Annotated in this window: 20 protein-coding genes; 7 read left to right on the top strand and 13 right to left on the bottom strand. The window is 57.4% G+C overall.

Translation table 11 applies throughout. The features are described 5' to 3' along the window. Positions 1-63: 63 nt before the first annotated feature. The 3 genes from H0S68_RS23435 to H0S68_RS23425 are packed head-to-tail and all read right to left on the bottom strand — an operon-like array spanning position 64 to position 6418. Complete coding sequence (locus tag H0S68_RS23435; RefSeq protein WP_410529045.1) at positions 64-2262, bottom strand: virulence factor SrfC family protein; 2199 nt, start codon at positions 2260-2262, stop codon at positions 64-66. Then, the gene (locus H0S68_RS23430) at positions 2259-5204 is read right to left on the bottom strand and encodes a virulence factor SrfB (RefSeq protein ID WP_262256225.1); all 2946 of its coding nucleotides are present in this window, start codon (positions 5202-5204) and stop codon (positions 2259-2261) included. Before H0S68_RS23430 ends, H0S68_RS23435 begins: the two co-directional genes overlap by 4 nt. Further along, entirely contained in the window at positions 5204-6418 is a 1215-nt protein-coding gene (locus H0S68_RS23425) for an SrfA family protein (RefSeq protein WP_262256214.1), read from the bottom strand. The genes H0S68_RS23430 and H0S68_RS23425 overlap by 1 nt, the downstream gene beginning before the upstream one ends. Positions 6419-6658: 240 nt before the next feature. Here H0S68_RS23425 and H0S68_RS23420 point away from each other — a divergent pair, with 240 nt between their 5' ends. Then, complete coding sequence (locus tag H0S68_RS23420) at positions 6659-7570, top strand: arginase family protein (protein ID WP_262256213.1); 912 nt, start codon at positions 6659-6661, stop codon at positions 7568-7570. Position 7571: 1 nt separating this feature from the next. Here the strand turns inward: H0S68_RS23420 and H0S68_RS23415 are convergent, their stop codons facing one another. Continuing rightward, complete coding sequence (locus H0S68_RS23415) at positions 7572-8087, bottom strand: Lrp/AsnC family transcriptional regulator (RefSeq protein ID WP_020837427.1); 516 nt, start codon at positions 8085-8087, stop codon at positions 7572-7574. 41 nt (positions 8088-8128) lie between these two features. Between H0S68_RS23415 and ctlX the strand changes: the two genes are divergently transcribed. Continuing rightward, on the top strand, positions 8129-9055 hold the full coding sequence (ctlX, locus tag H0S68_RS23410) for a citrulline utilization hydrolase CtlX (RefSeq protein ID WP_128865293.1): 927 nt from the start codon (positions 8129-8131) through the stop codon (positions 9053-9055). Positions 9056-9068: 13 nt separating this feature from the next. Here ctlX and H0S68_RS23405 read toward each other — a convergent pair whose 3' ends face one another. The 9 genes from H0S68_RS23405 to H0S68_RS23365 all read right to left on the bottom strand — a co-directional run bounded on the left by H0S68_RS23405 (position 9069) and on the right by H0S68_RS23365 (position 18092). Further along, complete coding sequence (locus H0S68_RS23405; protein ID WP_122080418.1) at positions 9069-9680, bottom strand: helix-turn-helix transcriptional regulator; 612 nt, start codon at positions 9678-9680, stop codon at positions 9069-9071. A 2-nt stretch (positions 9681-9682) separates the two neighbouring features. Beyond that, the gene (locus H0S68_RS23400) at positions 9683-11317 is read right to left on the bottom strand and encodes a PglL family O-oligosaccharyltransferase (protein WP_187962036.1); all 1635 of its coding nucleotides are present in this window, start codon (positions 11315-11317) and stop codon (positions 9683-9685) included. Positions 11318-11339: 22 nt separating this feature from the next. After that, the gene (locus tag H0S68_RS23395; protein ID WP_020837420.1) at positions 11340-11879 is read right to left on the bottom strand and encodes a fimbrial protein; all 540 of its coding nucleotides are present in this window, start codon (positions 11877-11879) and stop codon (positions 11340-11342) included. 18 nt (positions 11880-11897) lie between these two features. Next, positions 11898-12902, bottom strand: a complete 1005-nt coding sequence (locus H0S68_RS23390; protein WP_048760453.1) for a fimbrial protein — start codon at positions 12900-12902, stop codon at positions 11898-11900. A 14-nt stretch (positions 12903-12916) separates the two neighbouring features. After that, the gene (locus tag H0S68_RS23385) at positions 12917-13531 is read right to left on the bottom strand and encodes a fimbrial protein (protein ID WP_116691625.1); all 615 of its coding nucleotides are present in this window, start codon (positions 13529-13531) and stop codon (positions 12917-12919) included. Positions 13532-13542: 11 nt separating this feature from the next. Next, positions 13543-14298 (bottom strand): molecular chaperone, encoded by a 756-nt coding sequence (locus H0S68_RS23380; protein ID WP_020837416.1) that lies wholly within the window; start codon positions 14296-14298, stop codon positions 13543-13545. Positions 14299-14317: 19 nt separating this feature from the next. Continuing rightward, positions 14318-16819, bottom strand: coding sequence for a fimbria/pilus outer membrane usher protein (locus H0S68_RS23375; protein ID WP_162302920.1), 2502 nt, complete (start codon positions 16817-16819; stop codon positions 14318-14320). 102 nt (positions 16820-16921) lie between these two features. Continuing rightward, the gene (locus tag H0S68_RS23370; RefSeq protein ID WP_048760457.1) at positions 16922-17473 is read right to left on the bottom strand and encodes a fimbrial protein; all 552 of its coding nucleotides are present in this window, start codon (positions 17471-17473) and stop codon (positions 16922-16924) included. Between the two features lie 88 nt (positions 17474-17561). Further along, the gene (locus H0S68_RS23365) at positions 17562-18092 is read right to left on the bottom strand and encodes a fimbrial protein (RefSeq protein ID WP_020837413.1); all 531 of its coding nucleotides are present in this window, start codon (positions 18090-18092) and stop codon (positions 17562-17564) included. A gap of 763 nt (positions 18093-18855) precedes the next feature. Between H0S68_RS23365 and H0S68_RS23360 the strand changes: the two genes are divergently transcribed. The 5 genes from H0S68_RS23360 to fetB all read left to right on the top strand — a co-directional run bounded on the left by H0S68_RS23360 (position 18856) and on the right by fetB (position 22357). Continuing rightward, complete coding sequence (locus H0S68_RS23360) at positions 18856-19269, top strand: hypothetical protein (protein WP_020837412.1); 414 nt, start codon at positions 18856-18858, stop codon at positions 19267-19269. Positions 19270-19271: 2 nt separating this feature from the next. Continuing rightward, positions 19272-20438, top strand: a complete 1167-nt coding sequence (locus H0S68_RS23355; protein ID WP_410529044.1) for an FKBP-type peptidyl-prolyl cis-trans isomerase N-terminal domain-containing protein — start codon at positions 19272-19274, stop codon at positions 20436-20438. Positions 20439-20453: 15 nt separating this feature from the next. Next, the gene (locus H0S68_RS23350) at positions 20454-20735 is read left to right on the top strand and encodes a FaeA/PapI family transcriptional regulator (RefSeq protein ID WP_041415077.1); all 282 of its coding nucleotides are present in this window, start codon (positions 20454-20456) and stop codon (positions 20733-20735) included. A 184-nt stretch (positions 20736-20919) separates the two neighbouring features. Next, positions 20920-21597 (top strand): iron efflux ABC transporter ATP-binding subunit FetA, encoded by a 678-nt coding sequence (fetA, locus tag H0S68_RS23345; protein WP_020837409.1) that lies wholly within the window; start codon positions 20920-20922, stop codon positions 21595-21597. Next, positions 21584-22357: an iron efflux ABC transporter permease subunit FetB gene (gene fetB / locus H0S68_RS23340; protein ID WP_020837408.1), complete on the top strand. Its 774-nt coding sequence runs from the start codon at positions 21584-21586 to the stop codon at positions 22355-22357. The genes fetA and fetB overlap by 14 nt, the downstream gene beginning before the upstream one ends. Positions 22358-22379 lie beyond the last annotated feature (22 nt).

The raw sequence follows: 22379 nt of genomic DNA, 5'->3' as shown, positions 1-22379 counted from the left end.
CCGTCGCCTTTCACGTTGCAGCGTCGTTACCTGCACTAAGTTACGTGGCCCTACCTGAATTTGTCAGTGCCCGTCATTGCCGGCAAGGGTTGCCACTATGGCTTCCAGCGCAGCATGCGGCGCGGCTGCGAGTGTAGAACCCGCCTGCGCATTTTCCGCCAGCAGCCGCTGCAGCCCGACCAGCCAGTCGTAGATATAGAAGGCGGCATTTTTCGCCGGCGTGGGCGCCAGTTTGGTCAAGCGTTGCTGATTGCCCCAGTCGACCGCGGGCTGCGGTGGTGGGGTAAAGATTGGCTGGCCGGGATTGATGCGGCTGGCAGGGCGTAAAGCCGCCTCACGCTGCTGGAAGCCCAGCCAGGCAACGAAATCGCTCAATACCGTCAGCGCCTGGCTGACCTGACGATCCTCCCCCTGTTCCGGCAGGGTGCCTGCGGCCAATGCGTGCTCCAGCGTTGCGTCAATCTCCAGGCGGCAGGCGGCGTTAATCAGCGCATCGACCAGCAGTTCCAGCTGCGGTTTTTCGACGCCCAACAGGGTCAGCAGTTGGGCATTGTCCGGCAGGCAACGCAGATGGTTAACCCAGTCGGCGAATACCTTTTGGGCAAAGGAAGAACGCCCATGTTCCACCGAGCCGGTCGCGGCGCTATCTTCCTCACCAAACAGGTCGATCTCCACGTCGAACGGCGGTGCGGCGACAGTCGGTGCCGGTGAAGCATGCTGTTGCTGCACGAAGAGTTGGCGCAGCCTGTCGCGCTGCGGCAACAGCCATTCCAGCAATTCACCATGCGCCCCAGCCTGCGCCTGCAAGGCTCGCAGCAGTTGTTGGCTGCGCTGTTGCACACGCTGCGGATCCGCTGCGGCAAGCCAGTTGCCGAGCAGGCTTTCACTCAGCTCACGCCGCAATTCTTGTTGCAGTTCCTGAATGCGCGCTTGTTTCAATGCCGGGCGCGCCTGCGCCATCAGATAGTCCGTCATGCGGCGGCAGTCGCGTTCATCCATGGCCAGCAGGGTGGCCCAACTGTCGCCGGGCTCACCGACGTAGCGCTGAACGGCGTCGTCGGGGCGGGCTTTCCCTTCGCGCGACGCGTCGAACGGCGTGATTGCCCAGATTAAACCGGGCTTACGACGGCTGCGTACCGCAGCACTTTCCCCCTGGGTGCGTTTAACCCAGTAGGCCAGCGCATGGCCGGTTCGACTGGCCTCCTGTGGCGTGCCGGCGGCATCGCTGACCAGCAACAGACTGGCCTGCAGATTATCGGCGTAGTGGGTCAGCAGATTGGCGCGTTTGGCCTGTTGCATACGCCATGTCAGATCGCCGTCTGAACGACGGAGACTGGCGGGAATGTCGAGAAGCTCAGCGTCGACGGGCAGCCCAGCGGGCAGAGGTGATGTCACTTCGGCAGCTAACCACGCCAGATCGGCCTGCGCGACGTCCACGACGGCGCCGTTTTCTGTCAGTACGGAAAGTTTCACCTCGGCTGGCGTGGTGACCGCGTGGGCATGCTGAATACCCGTATCGGGATCCAAAGCTTGCAGAGCGGCCTGTACGCGTTCACTGCAGCCCAGCGTCTGGAGGCTATGCGCCAACTGACGATAGAGCATGGTCAGCGCCGGGTCTTCACCCCACAGCGGTGCGAACAGGCGGGCCCGGTCGTCAATGCTCAGATAGGGGGCCAATGAGACGGCCTGCGGCCAGAAGTGGCGGTCCAGCGCCTGTTGCCATTTGCCGCCGTGGTGACGAAGAGTGTCCCACAGCGCCACGATGGCATTGCTGTCCATGCCGTCAATCGCCATGGGCTGGCGATGGCGTTCCAATGTATTCAGGTGTGCGGCAATGGCTCGTGCGTCTCCATCCGGGCGAAAGCCGTTCATCAATGCTGCACTGGCCGTTATGGCGAGCAACTGCGCGTTATCCAGCAAGGTGATGCTCACCGGATAAGCTGGAGATGCTACGACGGCGGGCGCGCAGTAGCGTACTGCCAGCGGGCAATCCTCTGAAAGCAGCGCGGCGCCGGGGGCCAATGCCGCCAAGAGGTGGGCTTTGGCAGCCGCGTTATGACCATAAAGGCCGATGGCGACGCGGTGAGGTGTGGCGGTGTCCAACTTCCGCGCCTGATTGTAGCTGCGGCGCAAACGGATCGTCAGGTTATCGGCTTCCCGGTCCAGGCGAGCGGACTGTTGCCGTGCGCCGGCGACCCAGTCAATGGCCTGGATAATTCCGTTGCTGAGGCGGTTTATCGGGTCTGAAGTGATAGGTTTCATCGTTGATAAATGCTCCCGCTGTCGATCCAGTAATGGGTTGCACCAGAGGCGCTGGCAGCCAAGGTATTGAGTTTAAGCTGTAGCTGATGTGCGTGAACCGGGCTGCCGTCGGCCAGCATGGCCTGGGCAATTTTAACGCCCTCGGCACCTTGCGCTTCACTGCCGGTAATGGCCAACCGCAGGCTGATGACCGCATCGCCTGCCAGCTTGCGTGCCAACAGGGGATCGGTGATGGTCAGCGTATATAACGGCGATGCTGGCCAGCGCGGGTTGTCTAACTGACGGAACCCAAGGCGCAAAGGACCGCGCAACTGGAAGCAGCCGGCGGGATCCAGCGCAAAATCGGCGCGATCCAGATCGATATCGCGATAGTAGACGTTATCGTCCGCCAGCATGTTATTGCCGTCCAGCATGCCCAGATGGCGAACGGTGGAATAGGGCTGGAAATCCCCAACGTTGAAGTAAAAACTCTCCAGGCGCAGGTCGATGGCCAGCAGGCACAGCATCGCTCCCACGGCGGCGGTGGATTTGGGGTTATCGATACGCCCACGCTTGTTAAACGGATACCAACTGCGGGTGTGATAGCCTTCGAGCGGCAAGATGCGGCTGGCGGGCAGCGGCTGCAGATGGCGCAGCAGGGCCTGGACGCCGGGGAAACGTGCCGGGCGGCCGGTCAGCAGCAACACATCGCAGGCGTACAGCGCCACCACTTCACACAGCAGCCGCAGGCAGCGGCCAATGCCGATCCGGTCAGACAAGAAGGCGCTGTGCAAGTCACCCAGGCGGACGACCAGCGGCGTGTGCAAAATATCGAAAGAAGAAGTGCCGGTTTCGCGCTGGATCTCGCCGTTGATAAACGCCAGCACTTGCGGGGTTGGGGCTTGAGGTAACAGATCGCCCAGGCTGGCGGCCACTTCGGCCTGGGCATCCAGCGGGTCGTAATCCTCATAGGCTGCCAACAACGCACGCCCGACAGGCATGAAAATCTGTAGCGCGGCCTGTTGGCGCAGGGTGGAAAATCCGTCCATGCGGCCTTCATTGCCGAAAAGCTTATCCATCACGGCCACCGGGGCCGCGACCCCAGCGTCCTCGATAGCCTGCTGCACGGCGGGCAAGATAAACAGCTGGATCACGTCCAGCAAAATATCGTCACCGGCGACTTTAAAGCCTTCGCGGAACAGCAGGCGAGGGTTGATCTTGATGTTATTGCCTACGCCATCGTCCAGCCTGTACTGGGTGATTGCCAGATCGGTGGTGCCGCCGCCGATATCGATGGAGGCGATACGCAGCGTTTTTCCTGCCGGTTCATCGGCTGCCAAAGGGCGATCCGGCCGGGCCATGCTGGCAAAAAAGGCGTCGGTACGGCCGGCAAAGTTCACCTGGGTTTCGTTGTACAGATAAACCATCTGGCCGCAGGTCGCCTCGTCCCATTCCATGTGCACCTGCGGAACGGGGAAGCGGGTTTGCTTGCCGTCGAACGGTGCGTCCAGCGGGTGCCAGCCCATGGCTTTCCACACTAGGCCAATCGCCTCCTGCATACGGCGGCGGAAAATTTCCCGTTCCGGTTTCGGCATCGCCGAAGGCAATGTCAGGATGAGAGTTCGCAGGCGGCGCGGGGCGGTGGCATTCGGCATTTTTTCCCGTTGGGCGACGCTGTTGATTTGCATCAGCGCCTGCGCCAGCAACTCGGTCAGCATCAGCGTCATAACCGCGCTGCGGCTGTAATGGGCGGCGAATACCGGTAGCCGTTCCGCTAACGGCAGCGCAGAAAGCGGAACGCCTTCATCGTTTAACAGGGTGGTCAAGGGAGCGGCGGTGGCCATCGGCTCCTGCTTGCCGTTAAAACGCCAGCCAGGCGCATAGCGTTCTTCGTCCCACAGGTAGCGGCGGGGGCTGGAAATACCGGTGGTGCCTTCACTGCCCTGCCGTTGTTGCGCCAGCTGTGCGGCCTCGCGGCCCACGCGGGTGATGGAAGGCCAGACAAAGGCGTCGTCGCGCCCGCTCTGGAACGAGAGGCCGGGTTTGCCGAACGAGACCTGCGAAAACTCGACCCGGCTTTCGAACAGTTCGTTGTACACGCAGTGCGGCGCGCTGAGCGAGCGTAGCTGCAGTTCATAGGTCTGCTTCAGGCCGTTGCTTTCTTCCGGATGGTCTTCGACCAGCACGCCGCAGGTGTGGGAGTTGCCGACGTCCAGAATCACGTCCACGTTGACCGCGGGCTGCTGCAGCGTAGCCGCGATGATCTTTATCTGCGGCACCGCCAGTTGGTCGCCGAGCATGTTCAACACGTTAAGGTAGTGCGCCTGATATTCGAAAGTTTTCAACCCGGTGTAGATCTGAGCTTCGGCACGTTGTTCCAGCGTGGTGGCGCCTTCGGTAAAGACTTCGCGCAGCCAGCCGTCCACCCAGGTCAGATCGAGAAACTCGCCCAGATCGTGATTGCGGTGGGCCAGCGCGAAGCTTAGTCCGGTGTCGAGATCGCTTTCGCTCGGGGCTAACGCCTCCAGGCCTGGCGTCGCGATACGGGTATCGAATGCCAGCACCACCCGCAGCGAGTTGCCGTCCTGATCGGGGGTGTCCAACTGAAGGATCTGCATGCGTGCCCAGTTGTCCGGCCCGGCCAGAAACGCCCCGGAAGGGGTGTAGCGAAAGAACGGCAGTGGCAGCCAGGTCTTATCCAACAGCCGCAAAGATTGCTGCAGGGGATAACTGAATTCAGGGCGCACCACTTCATCGACCTGCCCCGGCTGCGCGGGCAGCAGGTATTTGCCGCTGTCGGCATGCCACTGCAGGCGTAAAAGTGGGCCACTCGCCGTCTGGCGGACAAACTTGCCCGGAAAATCGGCATCCAAAACCGGCGTCAGGGCAAAGTCCAGAAATTGGATGCCGCTGTCCTGAATCAGCGTAATGGCGTTTTTATAGTCCGTAAGGGGGGCCAGCATCATTTACTCTCGCGCTTTAACGTCATGGGATAAACCGTGTCCGCAGCGTAACGGCCGGTGCATTCCGCCGGGCCGGTCTCATTTTGCCTGCAGACGATTTCCGGCAGTGGGTAGCGGCTGCCGTCGCTGCAACGCGCTTTGGTGCGGCTGTTGATCACCAGATTGCCTGACTGCATCAGCCCGGCCTCTATCGGCGCCCGGCAGGTGATGGCATCGCCGTAGGTGATGCTGGCGGTGCCTTTGCCGTTATTGAGACGGTATTGCAGGCTGGGCCGTTTGCCGGTCAGCGGATCTTTCAACGCCACCGTCGCGCGCCATCTGCCGTTGAGAAAACGGGTGGAGCCGGCCTTGACCGCTTCGGCTGGCAGTACCAGCGAATTTTTGTCCGCCGGCGGCAACACCACCGGGACGGGCGGCGGCGGCATTAGCGTGGCGTGCGCCAATGGCAGATGCAGCTTGGGGATCGGCTTGGCGACACCGACAGGCGAAGGTGGTGGTGCCAGCACCGCCGGAGATGTGGCTGGTGGGGGATTCGTTTGGCTCAGCCAACCCGCCAGCAAGGCCATGATCGCTATCACTGGCGCCATCCACACATAGCGGCGCCACGGCCGGCGCACCGGCGCGGGGATAATTTCTGGCGTCAGGGCTGCGGGTTCCGCAGCAGGTTGAGGCTCGGGGGCCACCTCTACGCGCGGACTGGCGGCAATTGGCGTCGGTTTTTCTGCCGGCTCTTCGGCTGGGCGCAGGCAGGCCAGCGGATCGTCCTGACACTGTGCCTGTGGCCTGATAAAGCCCCAAAAGGTCAGCACCGGTTTATCGTCGACCAGATAAACATGGTTGGGATCGGGTATTTGCATCGCCTTGCTTAACAAGGCGCCGAAAAGGCGTTGGCTGGGATGGTCGGTCGTCTGTGTCTCGGCGATCAGGGCGTTGAAGGTTGCCAGGCTGCGCTCCAACAGGTGCACCGCCTGAGCGCGTTGAGCCTCGTTCGCCGCCAGCCAGGAGGTGACTTTTCCTGGGAAAGGCGAGTACCAGTCAATGTGAGTGCCCGCCTCGTTAGGTTGCGGGATAGCCAGACAATCAGCGGCCGGCTGCTGTTGACGAATGCGCAGAGTTTCCCGCAGCTGCAACGCGCAGGCGTAAACCGGCTGTCCATTCTCGCCCAATGCAAGCACATCATCCAAACGGCCACTGCGTAAAAAGGGTTTTCCCACTGCCAAGCACCTTGTCCTGTTACCGATAAACGCATAAACGGTCATGGTAACCCGCGAACTAAAGCGGCAAACGGCCAAGGACAGGCGTAAAAAGGCACCTCTTGCTTTAATGGGCGAGGCAGAAAACGCATAGAGCCTGTTTATCGTGGCAATACCGCAGCCTGTTTCCTGATGCCGTGAGGCGAAAACCGACTCATAGGCTAAGCTGGCTTGAAGAGAGTTTTTCATTAGGTGACCCGCATGCAGATCATTCTGGCCCCGACCAATCTGGGGCTGCGCCCTCTGTGGCCCGGCCATATCCCCGGTACCTGGCGAGCGCCACAGGCGCTGATGGCACAGGGGTTGACTCAACGGCTGGCGGCGGAGGCCATCCATGAGTTAGTGTCGCCGACCTATTCGCCGCTGGCCCCCTCGGGCACCCGCATACGGAATGGCCATGCCATTCGCGCTTTCAATTTAGAGCTGGCTGCAGAGGTGGCCGCGGTGCAAGCGCGTGGTGACTTCCCGCTGGTGATTGGCGGTGACTGCTCAATTTTGTTGGGCGCGCTGGCGGGGGCGCGCCGCGCAGGGCCACTTTCGCTGGTGCACATTGATGGGCACAGCGACTTTCGTCATCCCGGCAACTACGATCCTCAGCAGATGTTGGGCGCGGTGGCGGGGATGGATCTGGCATTGGCAACCGGCCGCGGGGAGGCATTGTTGACCGAATGGCCCGATGTGGCAGGGCCGCTGGTACCGGATCGCCAGGTTTTACAATTGGGTGAGCGAGAGTGCCGCGACGTGGATTTCGCCTGGCCGGATATCAATCAGACTGCCATCACGCGTATCGATGTTTTTGCCGCCAACCTGATGGGCAGGGCGGAAATTATACGGCATATCGACCAGATGCTGGCCGCCGAGCCAGAGTGGCGATTTTGGTTGCACCTTGATGTGGACGTGCTGGATCAGACCGTGATGCCGGCGGTGGATTCCCCCGGCAGCCCCGGTATCGATCGTCTTTGGCTGGAAAATATCGGGGCTAAGCTGCTGCAAAATCCGCTGTGCTGCGGCATGACGGTATCGGTATTCGACCCGGATCTGGATCCCGACGGCCGCTACGCGGCATTGATCGTGGAAATGCTCGCGGCGATGTTCCATCGGCACAAACCTTAAGTCAGGCCTTGTGTGTCGACAGCAGGATGCTGGTTTCGGTGCTGGAAATGCCGGCAATGCGCCGAATTCGCCCCAGAATTTTGTCGAAGTTCTCCAGGCTATCGGTGCGGATCTCCACCAAAATATCCCACTTGCCGTTGGTGGTGTGCAGGGTAAACACCGCGGGCTCGCCGCGCAGCTGTTGCAACACGCTTTGCGCCTTGGTGCCTTCGACCGCCACGGACATCCAGGCGCGGATGCGGTTATGTTCCACCCCCGGTTTTACACGGATGGTGTAGCCGGTAATGATCCCTTGCGCCTCCAGAGCCTCAATTCTTTTTTGCACCGTAGCGCGTGATACCCGGACCTTATTGGCCAGTTCGGTCACCGAGCTACGGGCATTTTCGCGCAGCAGCGCGAGGATTTGGCGGTCGGTATCGTTCATGGTGTCAAAGTGTCGGTTCGAAGTGGCGATTTGTAAAAATATAGAGCAATTTAGCCAGTTATCACACTGTTTGGCGTCAAATTGATTTTCCATAATAGGGCGGCGTCGCTATCCCGAACCCTGTGAGAAACATCATGCAAACCACCCAATCCGTTTTAATGGTGCGGCCATTCGGCTTCGCCGCCAATCAAGAAACCCGGCACAGCAACTTCTTTCAAAAAATCACGGAACATAATGAAAATCAGGCAACGTTGGCATTAACTGCCTTCAATGATTACGTCGACGCACTGACGCAAGCCGGTATTGACGTTACGGTGATAGAGGATACTGGCGGGCAGGAAACGCCGGATGCGTTATTTCCCAATAACTGGATTGCTCTGCTGGGGGACGGCAGCCTGTTCATCTTTCCGATGGAAGCGAAGAACCGACGACGGGAGCGCCGCCAGGACATTATCGCGCAGCTCGCCAATGACTTTGTGGTTGAACGGCAAATTGATCTTTCCGCCCACGAACTGGCGGGGCGCTTTCTGGAGGGTACCGGATCGCTGATCCTGGATCACCGGCATAAGCTGGCATACGCCTGCCGGTCTTCACGCAGTTCGCCGGAGGTAGGCCGCGAATTTGAACGACACTCCGGCTACCAGATTGTCTGGTTCGAGGCTGCGGACCGCCATAATCGGCCCATCTATCACACCAACGTGATGCTGAGCGTCGGTGCGGAATATGCCATTGTTTGCCTTGAAAGCATCCGCAATGAAACGCAAAAAAGTGCGCTGATCGCCTCGCTCACACGCAGCGGAAAAACCATTATCGATGTCAGTTTTGCCCAGATGGAGGCCTTTGCGTGCAACGTGCTGGAGCTGCGCGCCAAAGACGGCCACCCGGTTTACGCCATGTCCACCCGGGCCTGGGCTCATTTCACCCCGAAGCAGCAAACGCTGATCGGCAGCTATGCGCGCCTGGCGCTTGGACCTATTGATATCATTGAGGATCTGGGCGGCGGCGGGGCGCGGTGCATGCTGGCGGAAATTTTCCTGCAGCGTAAATTCGCACCGGCCTGACTGCGCCGGCCACTCAGTTCAATCCCAATTGATTCAGCAGCATCTTGTTCAATTCAATGCTTTTGTGGACGTTCAGCTTGCGCATCGCCGAGCGCTTATGGGCGCTGATGGTCTTCTGGCTGCGCTGCAGCATACCGGCGATGGTACAGGCGGACATGCCGGAGCTCATCAGCTTCAGCACCTTCTTTTCGCAGCTGCTCAGGGCGGCAATACGGCACTGTCGGCATTTCCAGATGCCGCTGGCGTGCAGGGCGACCCAGGGCTGCTGGCAGAAGCGCTCCAGCGCCAGCTGCAGTTTTGCGCGAACGACGGCATCATCATCGCGCCGATTAATGCTAAACAGCGCCGGATGCTTGTGCTCGTAGTGAGCATCTCGGTCGTTGAGGATCAGCACGGTCATTTGCCGATGGCGCGGCGTCTGATAAGGGCTCTGGTAGCAGCGGGCACAGCCGCAGCTGTCTTCCAGCGTGCGGAAGACGATTTCTATCGGCTCCATATTTAGCAAATCGGCCGAGGCGCCGCGGCTGCTTGCATTCAGGTTATGGAGGTAATCCTCTACCAGCAGGCGCAGTCCGAGCTGATAAAAGTTATCGCTGCCCAACAGGGTGAACCGGATATTAAGCATAGTTACTCCTCAAAGCGCGCATCGTGCGGAAACAGTCGCTTGGCCTGGCGTTGCAGATCGGCGGCTCGCTGGGGCTGTTGCAGTAGCCGGCTGACCGCCATCAAATTGATGTAAATATTGGCGTCTGGCCGCACGCGGATTTCGTTTTCAGCCCATTGCTGGTAGCTCAGCAACGTAGCCATATCGCGGGTTTGCGGGTATTGCAGTAGCTGTCGCAACTGCATGTCATAGTCGTAACGGACCTGCCAGGGCGTCGGTGTGATGACCTGGCTCATAGGGCCGAATTGCCGCAGGCCGCTTTTTTCTACAGCGGTAATGATCAGCGCGCTGTGCAGGCCGTTAAGCAGATACGGCACCATCAATGCAGCGATGCCCGCAGTGGTCAGCCGCAGCGGGAGCTGCGAATGGGAGGGCAGCCGCAAACGGCGTCGGAGGTCACTAACGCGCAGAATCACCAGCAGCAGCACCGCGTGGGCGGCGGAGAGATAAAGCGGGTATTCCACCATCATGTGCAGCAGGATCGGCAACGCCGCCAGCCAGGGCGCGGGCCGTAGCGGAACGGGGCGGCTGTGCCGCAGCAAACGGCATAGCCCCCAGACGATCAGGGTGATACCGCTCAGGCTCAGCAGACCGCCTTCGACGCCCCACAGCAATATCTCGTTGTGCGGGTGGCTGATGGCAACGCTTTCCATACCGCTGCTGTGAGTGGTGTAAAAATGATGCAGAAAATCGTGCTGAAAATGGCCGTAACCCCAACCTAACCAGGGACGCTCGGCGATCATGTCTAGCGCCTCTTGCCAGTAGGTAAGTCGGTAAAAAATCGGTTCCGGCAGCATAAGCGCCCGCGTAGCGCCATTTAGCATCACCAGCAACAGCCCGGCGCTTACCCCGGCCATCAACAACAGCAGGGCGATGCCGGCGCGTCGGCGGTTAAGGCGGTACAACATCCACAGTTGGAGCGGAGACAGCAGCAGGGCCGCCAGCAGTCCGACGCGGGAGGCGATAACGATCAGCAACAGCGGTGCCAGTAGCAGCATGGCGGCGGCCAGCCATTGCAAACTGCGCGACAAAGGGCGACGGGCGCTCAGCAGATACAGCGCCAACGCCAGGCCGGTAGCCATAAAGCTGGCCATCAGGTTCCACTGCTGGAAGATGCCGTAAGGGCGGTTTTTCAGGGTGTTGTAGCCCATCCAGTTGCCCGGCTGCAGCAAACTGTATTGCACCAGGCCCAGCAAGGCTTCGATAACCGTCGCTGCCAGCAGCAGCATCAATAGCCTGCGCCGCCACCGGCGATCGAGCGGGATTTGCAGCAGCGCAAAGTAGGCCAGAACGCCCAGCACCAATCCCATCAGGCGCGGCAAGGCTTCGCTTAACCAGGGCTGTTGAGCCCACAATAGCGGCAGGAGTAAAATCAGGCTGCCGGACGCCAGCAGGTTAAAGAAGCCGGAGGTGGCCAGCGGCGGACGGCTGAACAGCATCGCACCTATGATCAACAGGGCGATGAAGATCCCGCCGACCAGATTCCACGGTAGATAGAATCCGCTGCCGCCGCGATTGGGCCAGTAAATGTGCATGGCGATCAGGCAATAAAATGCCGCCAGCCCGAATAACCAGGCTGCTTTAGATTTGGACATCATGACGTGTTCCTGCGGCGCCGACTTACTGATAAGCCAGTACGAAATTGGCTACCGAGCTGAACTCACCCTCGGTAATGGTTTTATTCTGTATCGCGCTGGGATGGCCCTGCACATAGGCGGTGAAATTCAGAATATTGGCACCGTCCTGCAACGTCACCGCGCTGGTGGCCTGGTTCAAATCAATGTCCGCGCCCTTGCTGTCAAACAGGGCGATCGCGGCACCGTTGGCGCCGTTATTGATCGCCAGCTTGCCCGGCAGTTCGCTGTCCTCGTTCCCGCTGAAGGTGACATTGACGGTTTTAAACACCGCCGTTTTACAGTCGGTCAACTTGATGTTGAACGGCACCGGGTTGCTATGGCCGTAGCGGTACAGGGTTTTGACGATCACCGTGTCCATTTCCACCACCTGATCGGCCGATTGCGGTTCGATATTGCAGGGGCGACTCACCACGGTGCCGTGGAACTGCAGCGGTGAGCCGACCAGCTCGGTATCCGCCAGCGTCGGCAGTGCCGAAAAGAGTAGCGGCGTGCAACTGAGCATCGCTAAAGCGCGTAAACGCATCGTCTGTTTCTCCCTGAATTACTCGAAGGCCGCCACAATGGTGGCAGAGGCGTTGAATTCCCCTTCCGCGATTTCTTTACCGCCGTTGGCCAATGGTGCGGCAACCAGGTTCCAGCTACCGCCGTTACCGATATTTGGCACCGGGTAAAACTCATTCGGGATCACCAACTGGCCGTTATGTTTGATCTCGATACCGAGGTCGGTTTTATCGGTTTTAAATGCGTTATTGGTGAAGGGCGCCGGGGTGCCGGAGACCGCCAGTTTGATGTTCAGCGTACCGTCTTCGAAGCTGCCGCCTTCGCATTGGAAGCGCACCGGGATACTTTGTGGGTAGCTGGCGCCGTTCAGATTGCTGCCGCCGATTTCACCGAACTCGACGTTGATCAGTTGGCCTTCGTTCACCACGCATTTATCCGGCACGTAGAGAATGGCGGACTGAATAAACACCTGCGCCATCGGATTGGGGCCGAAACCTGCGTCGGTTGACCCCAAACGGCCATACATCTCGATGATCTGCCGGTCATTGATCTGTACGCCGTTAATAATTTTTTTGCGTACCCGGAAGGTGACCCGACCTTTGGATCCACTTTCGTAGTTATTGATTTGTGCATATGGCGGATTGCAAGAGTGGTTGGTGTATTCATTTGAGACGTTATAAAACGGCACGGTGACATAGGCTTTTTTATTGCCGGCGATCCAAACCTCGGCTTTTAGGTCCAGATAGTCATTCAGTTTCAAATAGCCGTTGCCGTAGTCGGAGGCGGGCAATGCCGAATCCGACTTATAAAAGTGCGGGCTACGAGGGATCGGCGTATCGCAATAGGCCTTGCCGGTATATTGGCCACCTAACGAATAGGGAAACTCTTTGGTAAAACCGACCTTGTTGGTGATATTGCTTTCATTCAGGTCGATATAAAACGGCTTTGCCCCGCCGTCCGGCGTGACGTAGCCGTTGGCCCACACGGCTGGAGCCGTCAGCGCCAGTGCCAGCGGCAGGCAGGAGTTAAGGTAGGTTTTTTTCATCACGTTTGTGAACCTCACAGGTAAATCACCTGAATGTGCGCCACGCCGGAAAAACCGGCCGCCATCACCGCTCGCTGCGTGGATTCCACGCTGGCGCTGAACCACAGCGTATTGCTGCCGGGCTGCAGAATGTAAGGCCGGCTCTGCTGGTTGAGCGATAGTGCATGGCCCTGCTGATCCTTCAAACGCAGGCCGATGCCCTGTACGCCGCCGTTCAGTTTCAGCAGATCGGGGTTGTTGATATCGCTTTCGCCGAGAAACACCAGCGTGGCGGCCTGTTCACCCTGCAAATAGAGCTGCCCGGCATCGCCGTTACGTTGCCCTGCCGGGTTATCCGCCAAGGCTTTGGCCCCCAGCAGGCAGTTGCGGAACGAGAGGCGAAAACGTACCGGCGCACTCTGATCGCCGGCGTTTTGAAAATCGCGCGCGTTAACATCACCCAAATCAATCGACTGATCCTGGCTGTCCGGCGTCAGGCTGCACGGGGAGCTGAGCAGGCCGCCATGAAAGCTGACGGTGCCGGTGGTGCCTTGGATCACGCCCAGTGGCGTTGCCGCCGTCGCGCTGCCGCTAACCAGCAGCGCGGCGATCAGCAGGGGCCGCAGGCGGCCGCCGGTGAATTCAGCCATGCGGAATCTCCTTATTTTTTGGTCTCGGGCACGGCGTTGCATACGCTGCCGTTACAGGCAAAGCGCAGCTCCGGGTGACCGCCGTAGTCATTGATATAGGTGATGACAAAGCTGTTGAGGCCGTTGTCGCGCACCTTAATGGTTTCGCTCGATTTCGGTTTCAGCATCACCGGCTGGAAGTCGCCCAGCGCGCCGCCGCCCTGTTTCTGCGTTTGGCGGGTCATGCCGGTCAGGGTGATGTAAAACGGCGTAGGGTTTTCAACGGTGAAACCGCCGGTGCTTTTGCGAAATACCAGCTTCTCCTGCCACACTTCGCCTTTTGGCGCGACGATGGCCTTTGGCCGATAAAACAGTTTGATCTGGGTTTGCAGTGCCAACTGCATCACGTTGGTTTTACTGCTTTTCGGCGGAATTTCACGCAGGTTGAAATAGAACACCGACTCGCGATCTTGCGGCAGACGATCGGCCTCCGGCGTCTTGGTGATGCGCACCACGCTGCGTTCATTGGCTTCAACCCGCTGCAACGGCGGTAACACCACCAGCGGCGAAGTGATTTTCTGGTGCTGCTCGTTTTCCAGCCAGGACTGCGCCAGGAAAGGCAGTTCCTTGTTTTCGTTGACGATATTCAGGCTGATTGATTTCGCGTCGCTGAGGTAAACGGCGCGAGTACGATCCAGCGATATTGCTGCGTTGGCGGCCGGTACTGCAGCGGTCAAAGCCAGGCCCAGCGCGGCCATTTTTGCTAACGGAACGTTGTTCATAATCATCAATTCTCTGCGTTACGGATTACAGTTTGGCGCACGGCAGCAGTAGCTGGTCCAGCGGCTTGGCGGCGCCCGGTATAACAATGCGGCACTGGCGTTGGCCTTCCCAGGCGACGTCCAGCTGCTCTTGCGGCTGCACGCCGGTCAGGTAGACCGAGCCGCCGTCGTTCACGACCGCTACCTCACGGCCTTTTTCGCTCAGCACCGTGGCGCCGAACGGCGGTTCGCTGCCATCGGCAAGCTTGATGGTGGCCAGCAGCTTGCTGCCTTTCACCACCTCAAAGTGGCGGTAGCCGATGGCGCCCTCGGTCAGCGTGCCTTGCACCACCGCTCGGGTGGCCTCCACGTCGTCCGCCAGGGTATTGACGTCGATGCGGGTGTCGGTGTTGTAGTAGCTGGTGATATCGGAGATCACCGCCAGGCCGAAGCGGTTGCTGTAGGCGCGGCCGTTGTTGATCGGCACCCCGGCGATGCCGTCGGTGTCCAGCATCATCCGGCTGCCACCGTTGCTGGAGTTCTGGTGGGCGGCGATGCCGTGTCGGGTAGCGGTAATGCCGCTGCGGAAGGTCCCGCCGATCGACGAATAGCTGTCCTGCTGGTAAGAGGCGCTGGCGTTGAGCGATCCGAACGAGGCGTTATGGCTGTAGTAGCCGCGGGCCAGCGATTTGCCGGACTGGTTAAAGCCGCCGCTGACCTGCCAGGTGTTGTTCGGGTCGGTATAATCGTTGTAAGACGCCATCTGCGTCACGTCGCTGTTGCTGGTTTGCAGTGAGTAACCGAGCCGGCGGCGATCGCCGATCGGCACGCTGAAGTTCAGCATCACGCTGTCATCGGTGCGGCCGTGATAGGTGGTACGGTAGGCCGACAGCGATGCGGTCACGTTGCTGACATTGCCGACGTTGAACAGCTTGCTGGCGGATAACCCGTAGCGATCCTGCGCCCTGGCATCCCAATAGGTTTGGTGCGAATAGGTCAGGTAAGCGGTGATCGCCTTGGCGCTGTCTTCCGCCATAAAGGTTTTGCTGGCGGTAATGGTGTACAGCTCTTTTTGGCGGCCGTTGTAGCGTTCGTCATAGTCGTTGTAGCGCTCTTGCAGATACTGCGACATGTTCATGAACTTGCGCTGTGAGAAGCGGTAGCCGGCGAAGGTGATCTGGCTGTTCAGCTCATCGAAGCGCTTGGCGTAGTTGACCTTGAACGACATGCCGCTGGCGGTAGGCTCATTGGGCAAACGGGCGATGGACTGCGTCACGTCCACCGACATGGCGCCGAACACGTTAAGATCGCGACCCAGGCCGAGCGCCCAGGCGTTGTAATCGCCGCCGAGCAGGGCGCCGCCGTACAGCGACCAGGCGCTGGTCAGCCCCCAGGAGAAGTCGCTGGCGGAAAACAGTGGCCCTTGCGTGCGGTGATCGTATGCCGAAGGTTTCCCCACCGCGACGTTGTAGCGGACATAGCCGGGGCGCGTCAGGTAAGGGATGGTGGCGGTGTCGACCTGGAAAGTGGAGACGCTGCCGTCTTGTTCTTCCACCTTCACGTCTAACCGGCCACGTACCGAACTGTTGAGATCCTGAATGGCAAACGGCCCGGCGGGCACGGTGGTTTCGTACAGCGTACGGCCTTCTTGCGAGACGGTGATCTTGGCGTTGCTCTTGGCAATGCCGCGTACTTCCGGCGCATAACCCTGCAGGTTTGGCGGCAGCATGCGCTCGTCGCTGGCCAGATTCAGACCGGTAAAGCGGTAAGAATCAAAGACCCCCGAGTCGAGAAAGATTTCACCGAGCGTCAGCTTGGCAGCCTGCATCGGCAGCGCGCGGTAGGCGTAGATCTGGTTCCAGTCGAAGTTGTTATCGCGCTCGCCGGCCTGCTGATTGTAATTGGCCTGATAGTCGGCGCGCAGACGCCAGGCGCCCAGGTTAGCCCCCACCGTCCCGTAGCTGCTGAGATTTTCGGCGGTGTTGTTATTGTGGCTCTGCTTGCCGACCTGGCCGCTGATGCTGTAGTCCAGCAGCAGTCCGGGAATGCCGTCGTCCCACTGCTCCGGCGGTGTCCAGTCCGGATCGGAATATTTCATCCAGGCCTGCGGGATGGTGATGGCCAAGACGCCGCCGCCGATGCGGTCGGAGATGGTTGCCCCTTTGATGCCGCTGATATCGGCGCAGCTGTTGTCGTGCCACAGAGTGATTTTTTTGAGGACGTCTTCTTTCAGCGCCATTTTCTCGACCAGATCCGGCGGCAGGCAGACGCGAGAGCGATCCTTTTTATCCGGCGACGGATAATATTGAATGCTGCGCTGCGGCAAGGTTTTCTGGTTGATTTTGATATCCAGCAAATAGGCGCCGGGCATGACGTAATCGGCGTCGGAAAAACGCGATAAATCCACTTTGCTGCGATCGCCAATATCCAATACGTCGGTATTGAATTCCGTGGCGGAAAAAGCCGAATGCACCCAGAGGAAAGATAGAATGACGGTAAGGGGTATTTTTTTCCGTGTCAGTAATGACGTCATAGAATAATCACTCATGGCAAATCCGCGCCCAATAGCAGGTCATCCTGTACGACCTGAATACGTAATACGTGATGTCATTCAGTGCCTGACGGCGGCACCCGCCTAACGAGGCGTTACTTACAGATAAGACAGGGTGAATTTCGCCAGTGAGCTGAATCCGCCGGCCCTGGCCCTGTCGGGATGAATGCGTAACTGAGCGCCAAAGCGCAGCGTGTTGTCGCCGGCGACAATCTGGTAATCCGCGGTGGTACTGCCCAGCGGTATCTGAACGCCGTTGGCGGTCAGTAGCTCAATAGCCACGCCCTGGGCTTCGCCATAAACCCCCAAGAGATCGGGATCTCGGCTGTCGGCGATGCCGTTGAAAGTGACGGTGGCCGCGCGGTAGATAAAGTCGGGTTTCACGATGCTGGCCAATTCGCAGTTCACCAGCTTGATCTCAAAGTTGCGGCGGCTGCCGATCAGTACCGGCTGCGTATCCAATGCCGCATCGGTCATCGAGATCAGGCCGAAATCAACGGTCTGGTCCAGGCTTTCGCTGGCAATCCCGCAGGGGGTTTCGACGATTTCGCCACCCAGGTTGAGTGTGCCGTGGCCCTGATTTTTCGCCGTCGCCTCTGCGCTGCAAAGGCTGAGCGCGATAAGCAGTACGCCCGAAATCCGGTTTGTCATGCTGGCGTCTCCCTGTAGCCGTTGGTCCCGTTACCCAATGTCCGTGCAGGTAAAACGGGGACACCAAAGTAGCGTCCCCGAGGGGGGATTACAGGTAAGCCAGTGTGAAGTTTGCAACGCTGGTGAATTCGCCTGGGACCACGGCGCCAGAAGCGCTGCTGCCTTGCAGATAAGCGGCGAATTTCAGAGAGTTATTACCTTCGGTCAGACCCTGACCATCGGTTGCGGTGCCCAGTTCAACGTCTTTGGAATGCAGGTTGTCATAGATTCTGATGCCAGCGCCGGTTGCGGTGCCGCTCAGTGCCAGCAGTTTGCTGTTATCTGGATCCGGCGTACCGGTGAAGGTCACCTGGACGTTCTTCATGGTCGCAATAGAGCAATCTTTCAGTTCGATGCTGAATGGCTCAGAGCTGGATTTGCCTTCTTTAGCCAGCAGACGGCTGCTGATTTGGCCCATAGGGACAGTTTGATCAACAGATTCCGGTGCTACGCTGCATGGCGCATCAATAATTTCACCGGTAAAAGTGACTTTACCGCTGCCCTGGTTAGATGCGGCGTGAGCAACAGATGCAGAAGCGAAAGCAATCACGGTTGCCAGCATTAATTTATTCAGTTTCATTTCTCAAGTTCCTGTAGAGAGTATTTAAATAAAAAGAACAGCACATCTAAATCCCCCACAACAGCGGCAACGTCATGTCGCCGACGCCGTAGTTGGAGCCAGATCCTTTTGCTCTGGGCAATACGCCACCCTCCGTTATTCATGAGTGAATAACGAAATATTTTGGAAGTCGTACAAGCGAAATCCATAAAAGAAAAATAGGTATATCACCATAGCGTCTTGCTGGGATTATTCTTGCAAATAATAGGTGCGGTTGGAAATAGCTTTTATTAAGTTAAGTCAAATACAGAATATAAAACCAAAAGGAAAAAGAAATATATATAATTGAAAATCAATAGATCGTATACAAATATTATCCAGAATAAATGACTATATAAATAGCAATATGCGAGATATTAGATCGCCAGAATTAGTGTTCGCACTACAATTAGCAATATTGTTTTGATAATATCGCCCTCAGACAGCAGATGATGAATTCTGCGCGTTAATCGCGGGTAAAAAGATAACTCTTTGTTTTTATGGGTAAACACGTCGGTAATACTGGCCTGGGATGTGACTTTCATTCATTGTGGCTACGATAATTTCTTTTTGAGTTTTAACAAAAACATAACAATACAGATGTGTATCGGATTATTACCAATGCCCGACTGTTATTGTGCGTTTTTGTTATTTAACTCGTTAGGATTAATCAGAAGCAGTCAGATAAAGCAGGGCTTCGCGACATAATAATGACCTAAGTGATAATTAAGGGATGATAAACGGAATGATTACCATAATTAATGATTCAACTCGCCGTTCCGCCGTCGCTACGGCGCTGATGATAATGTCCTGTTTACTGCTGTCCGGTTGCGTAGGAAAAAATGGCACCGGCACGGTTGCCATGAAAAAAGTTTCACAGAGTAATCCTAAGGAAAACACTGATGAGCAACGGATCGCGCTTTGTCAGCAACGGGTCAACTCACTTAAGAATATTAATCCGCAAAGCTACCAGAAACGGATTGCTTATTTTAACGGGCTGTTGTCCAACGCCTCGGGATATGCCGGCATTCGCAGTAATGTCGATGAAAGCACCCGTAAAGCCATAGATGCGCTTTATAAATATAAAACCGAGAAATTCTGCGCCGACGTTGAGCATGAGCTGATGTCCGATCTGTCGAGCCGGGTGGAGAGCCTGTAATCATGAGAAGGTATGCGGAAGGAGCCGCTGCTTTGCTGCTGTTGTTGGTAGGGGGCGCTGCATCGGCGGCAGAGACTGCACCTGGCAAGGATGACGGCATTCCCGCATTGCTGAAATTTGCCGAGCAACAGCAGGCGGTGCCGGTGGTGGAAAGTGCACCTGCAGCGCCTCAGCCGGTGACTGCCAAGCCCAAACCCGTCGCTGTTACGCGCGGAGACAACGCCCGTCTGACTGCGCTGAATCAGGCCCTGCAACGGCAAGCCGAAACCATCCGCCAATTGGAACAGCAGCTGGCGGCTCAGGCTCAACCGGCGGCGCCAGCCCCCAAGGCAACACCCAAACCGGACCCGATTGATATCCGGCCGCTGGTGGCCGCGTTAAAAGGGATCCGTAAGGCCATCGCCACGCCGCCAGACTTGATCGCCATGGCGGCGGCTCTGGCACGACAGCAGCGGATCGTCACGCAGCAAGAGCAGCAGTTGCAGCAGCTCAACCGTCAGCTAGCCGCGCAGCGACAACCGCCGGAGCTGGCCAGCGATGCCGATAAGCAGGCCTACGCCGCCGGGGTTTCGCTGGGGCGTGACATTCTGCATTTACAGGAAGAGAACCGCCGCTTGGGAATTGAAGCCGATCGCCCGCGCTTGCTGGCGGGCATTGCCGATACGCTGGCGGGGCAGCAACGGTTGGATGATGCCGCCATCGACAGCGCGCTAAAGGCCGCAGACGCTGCCTTGCAGCAGGCCCAACAGCAGCGACAGCAGGCGATACGGGGGGAGGGTAAAACCTACCTCGCCGATTTCGCCAAGCAGCCTGGCGTGCAAAAAGATGCGCTCGGTTTTTATTACCGTGTGGACTATGCCGGCAGCGGGCAGATAAACGCCAATGACAACGTCGATATCGTGGTACGCGAGAGCTTGCCCAATGGGCAAGTGATCAAGGATATGGACTTGGCCGGCACCACTATCTCTTTGCCTTTGTCGCAATATCCACCGCTGTTTCGCGCCGCCATCGGCAAATTGAACAAGCATGGGTCCATGACGCTGGTGGTGCCGCCAGTTCTGGCATACGGCGACAAAGGAAGCCCGCCCGCAATCCCCCCGGGCGCCACGATGATTTACACCTTGCGCGTGGCCGACGTGCTGCCGCAGGACAGGAGCAGGCAAAAGTAACCCAAGGAGTACGCGATGGCCAAGGCGCCGATAACATATGAAATCAGGAAGTCACATATGCTAAACGTGTTACGAAAACTCTGTATGGAGCGTGCGTCGGGTGCAGGGGAACATCACCCTCCGGCACCGGAACACTGGCCTAAAACCAGGGAGCTGGCTGACAAATGCGGTGAAAATATTTACACCACGCGCACGCTGTTATTGGCATTGGAAAAAGAGGGTAAAGTTCGTTGTACTCATCGCAGCATCAATAATTCGTTACGCTGGTATATTTGTGCATCACCCAAAAAAATGTAATTCCTTTCCTGTTTCGTCATTTTGACTACCCTTCACAGCGGATCAACACAGGGCTGACGGAGCGAAAAGCGCCTCAGCCCGACTCCTTTGTTACGACTAATGACCAGCCATTGGCAGTGCAATTTTTGAGGCCGTATACTGAGGGTCTGGGTGCAAATATTTTCATGATGGATGCGTGCTTATAATGAAGGAAAGCAAAGAAATACTGTTATTGGATGATATTCATTATCAAATAGACGAGCAGGTTATTTTAGATTCCGTGTCTTTCGGTCTGAATCAGGGCGAATTTAAACTGATTACCGGCCCGTCTGGCTGCGGAAAAAGTACCCTGCTAAAAATCGTATCTTCCTTGATCGACCCAACCCGTGGAAAAATTATCTTTGCCGGTAAGGCCATTACCGATATACCGCCGGAAGAGTACCGTCAACAGGTGTCATACTGTTTTCAAACCCCTTCGCTGTTTGGCGACAGCGTGTATGACAATATCGCGTTGCCCTACCAGATTCGCAAACAAAAACCGGACAGGAAAAAGATGCAGGCCGACCTGGTACGCTTTGGGCTAGCGGAAAATATGCTGGATAAAAGCGTTAACGAATTATCGGGCGGCGAGAAGCAGCGAATTTCGTTGATCCGTAACCTGCAGTTTATGCCCAAGGTTCTGTTATTGGATGAGATCACCAGTGCGCTGGATGAAGATAATAAACGCAACGTTAATGAAATTATTCATCAACTGGTCGCGCAGCATGGCGTCGCGGTGTTGTGGGTTACGCATGATAAAGATGAAATCAAACATGCGGATGATGTGATTACTTTGAGTGCGCATGGCGCTCGGGCACAGGAGACGACCAATGAACCAGCATAACATCAGCAATGAATCTTTGGCTTTGTCGATGGTATTGGTGATTATTGCTATTTTAATCAGCCATAAAGAAAAGCTGGCGCTGGAAAAAGACATTATCTGGAGTATTTGCCGGGCGGTGGTGCAGTTGATCATTGTCGGCTACGTGCTGAAATACATTTTTGATGTAAATAACGCCATTCTGACGGTGCTGATGGTGCTGTTTATCTGCTTTAACGCCGCCTACAACGCGCAAAAGCGCAGTAAATATATCGATCACGCATTTATGACGTCGTTTATTGCCATAACCACCGGCGCGGTATTAACGTTGGCGGTGCTGGTACTGACCGGTTCGATTGAGTTTACCCCAATGCAGGTGATCCCGATTTCCGGCATGGTGGCCGGCAATGCGATGGTGGCAGTTGGCCTGTGCTACAACAACCTGGGGCAGCGTTTCAAAAGCGATCAGCAGAAGATTCAGGAGATGCTGAGCCTGGGCGCCTCGCCGAAGTTTGCTTCGGCGGCGCTGATCCGCGACAGTATCCGTGCTTCGTTGATCCCTACGGTGGACTCTGCCAAAACCGTGGGGTTGGTCAGCCTGCCGGGTATGATGTCGGGTCTGATCTTCGCCGGTATCGATCCGGTCAAAGCGATTAAGTACCAGATTATGGTGACTTTCATGCTGTTGTCGACCGCCAGCCTGTCGACCATCATCGCCTGCTACCTGGCTTACCGTAAGTTCTACAACGAGCGCCATCAGCTGGTGGTCAGCACGTTGAAATAATCTGGGGAAAATAAGGGTAGGG

Origin of the sequence: Serratia sp. AXJ-M, assembly GCF_046531865.1 — a bacterium.
Lineage (GTDB): Bacteria > Pseudomonadota > Gammaproteobacteria > Enterobacterales > Enterobacteriaceae > Serratia > Serratia liquefaciens.
This window is presented reverse-complemented; position numbering and strand designations above follow the sequence as displayed.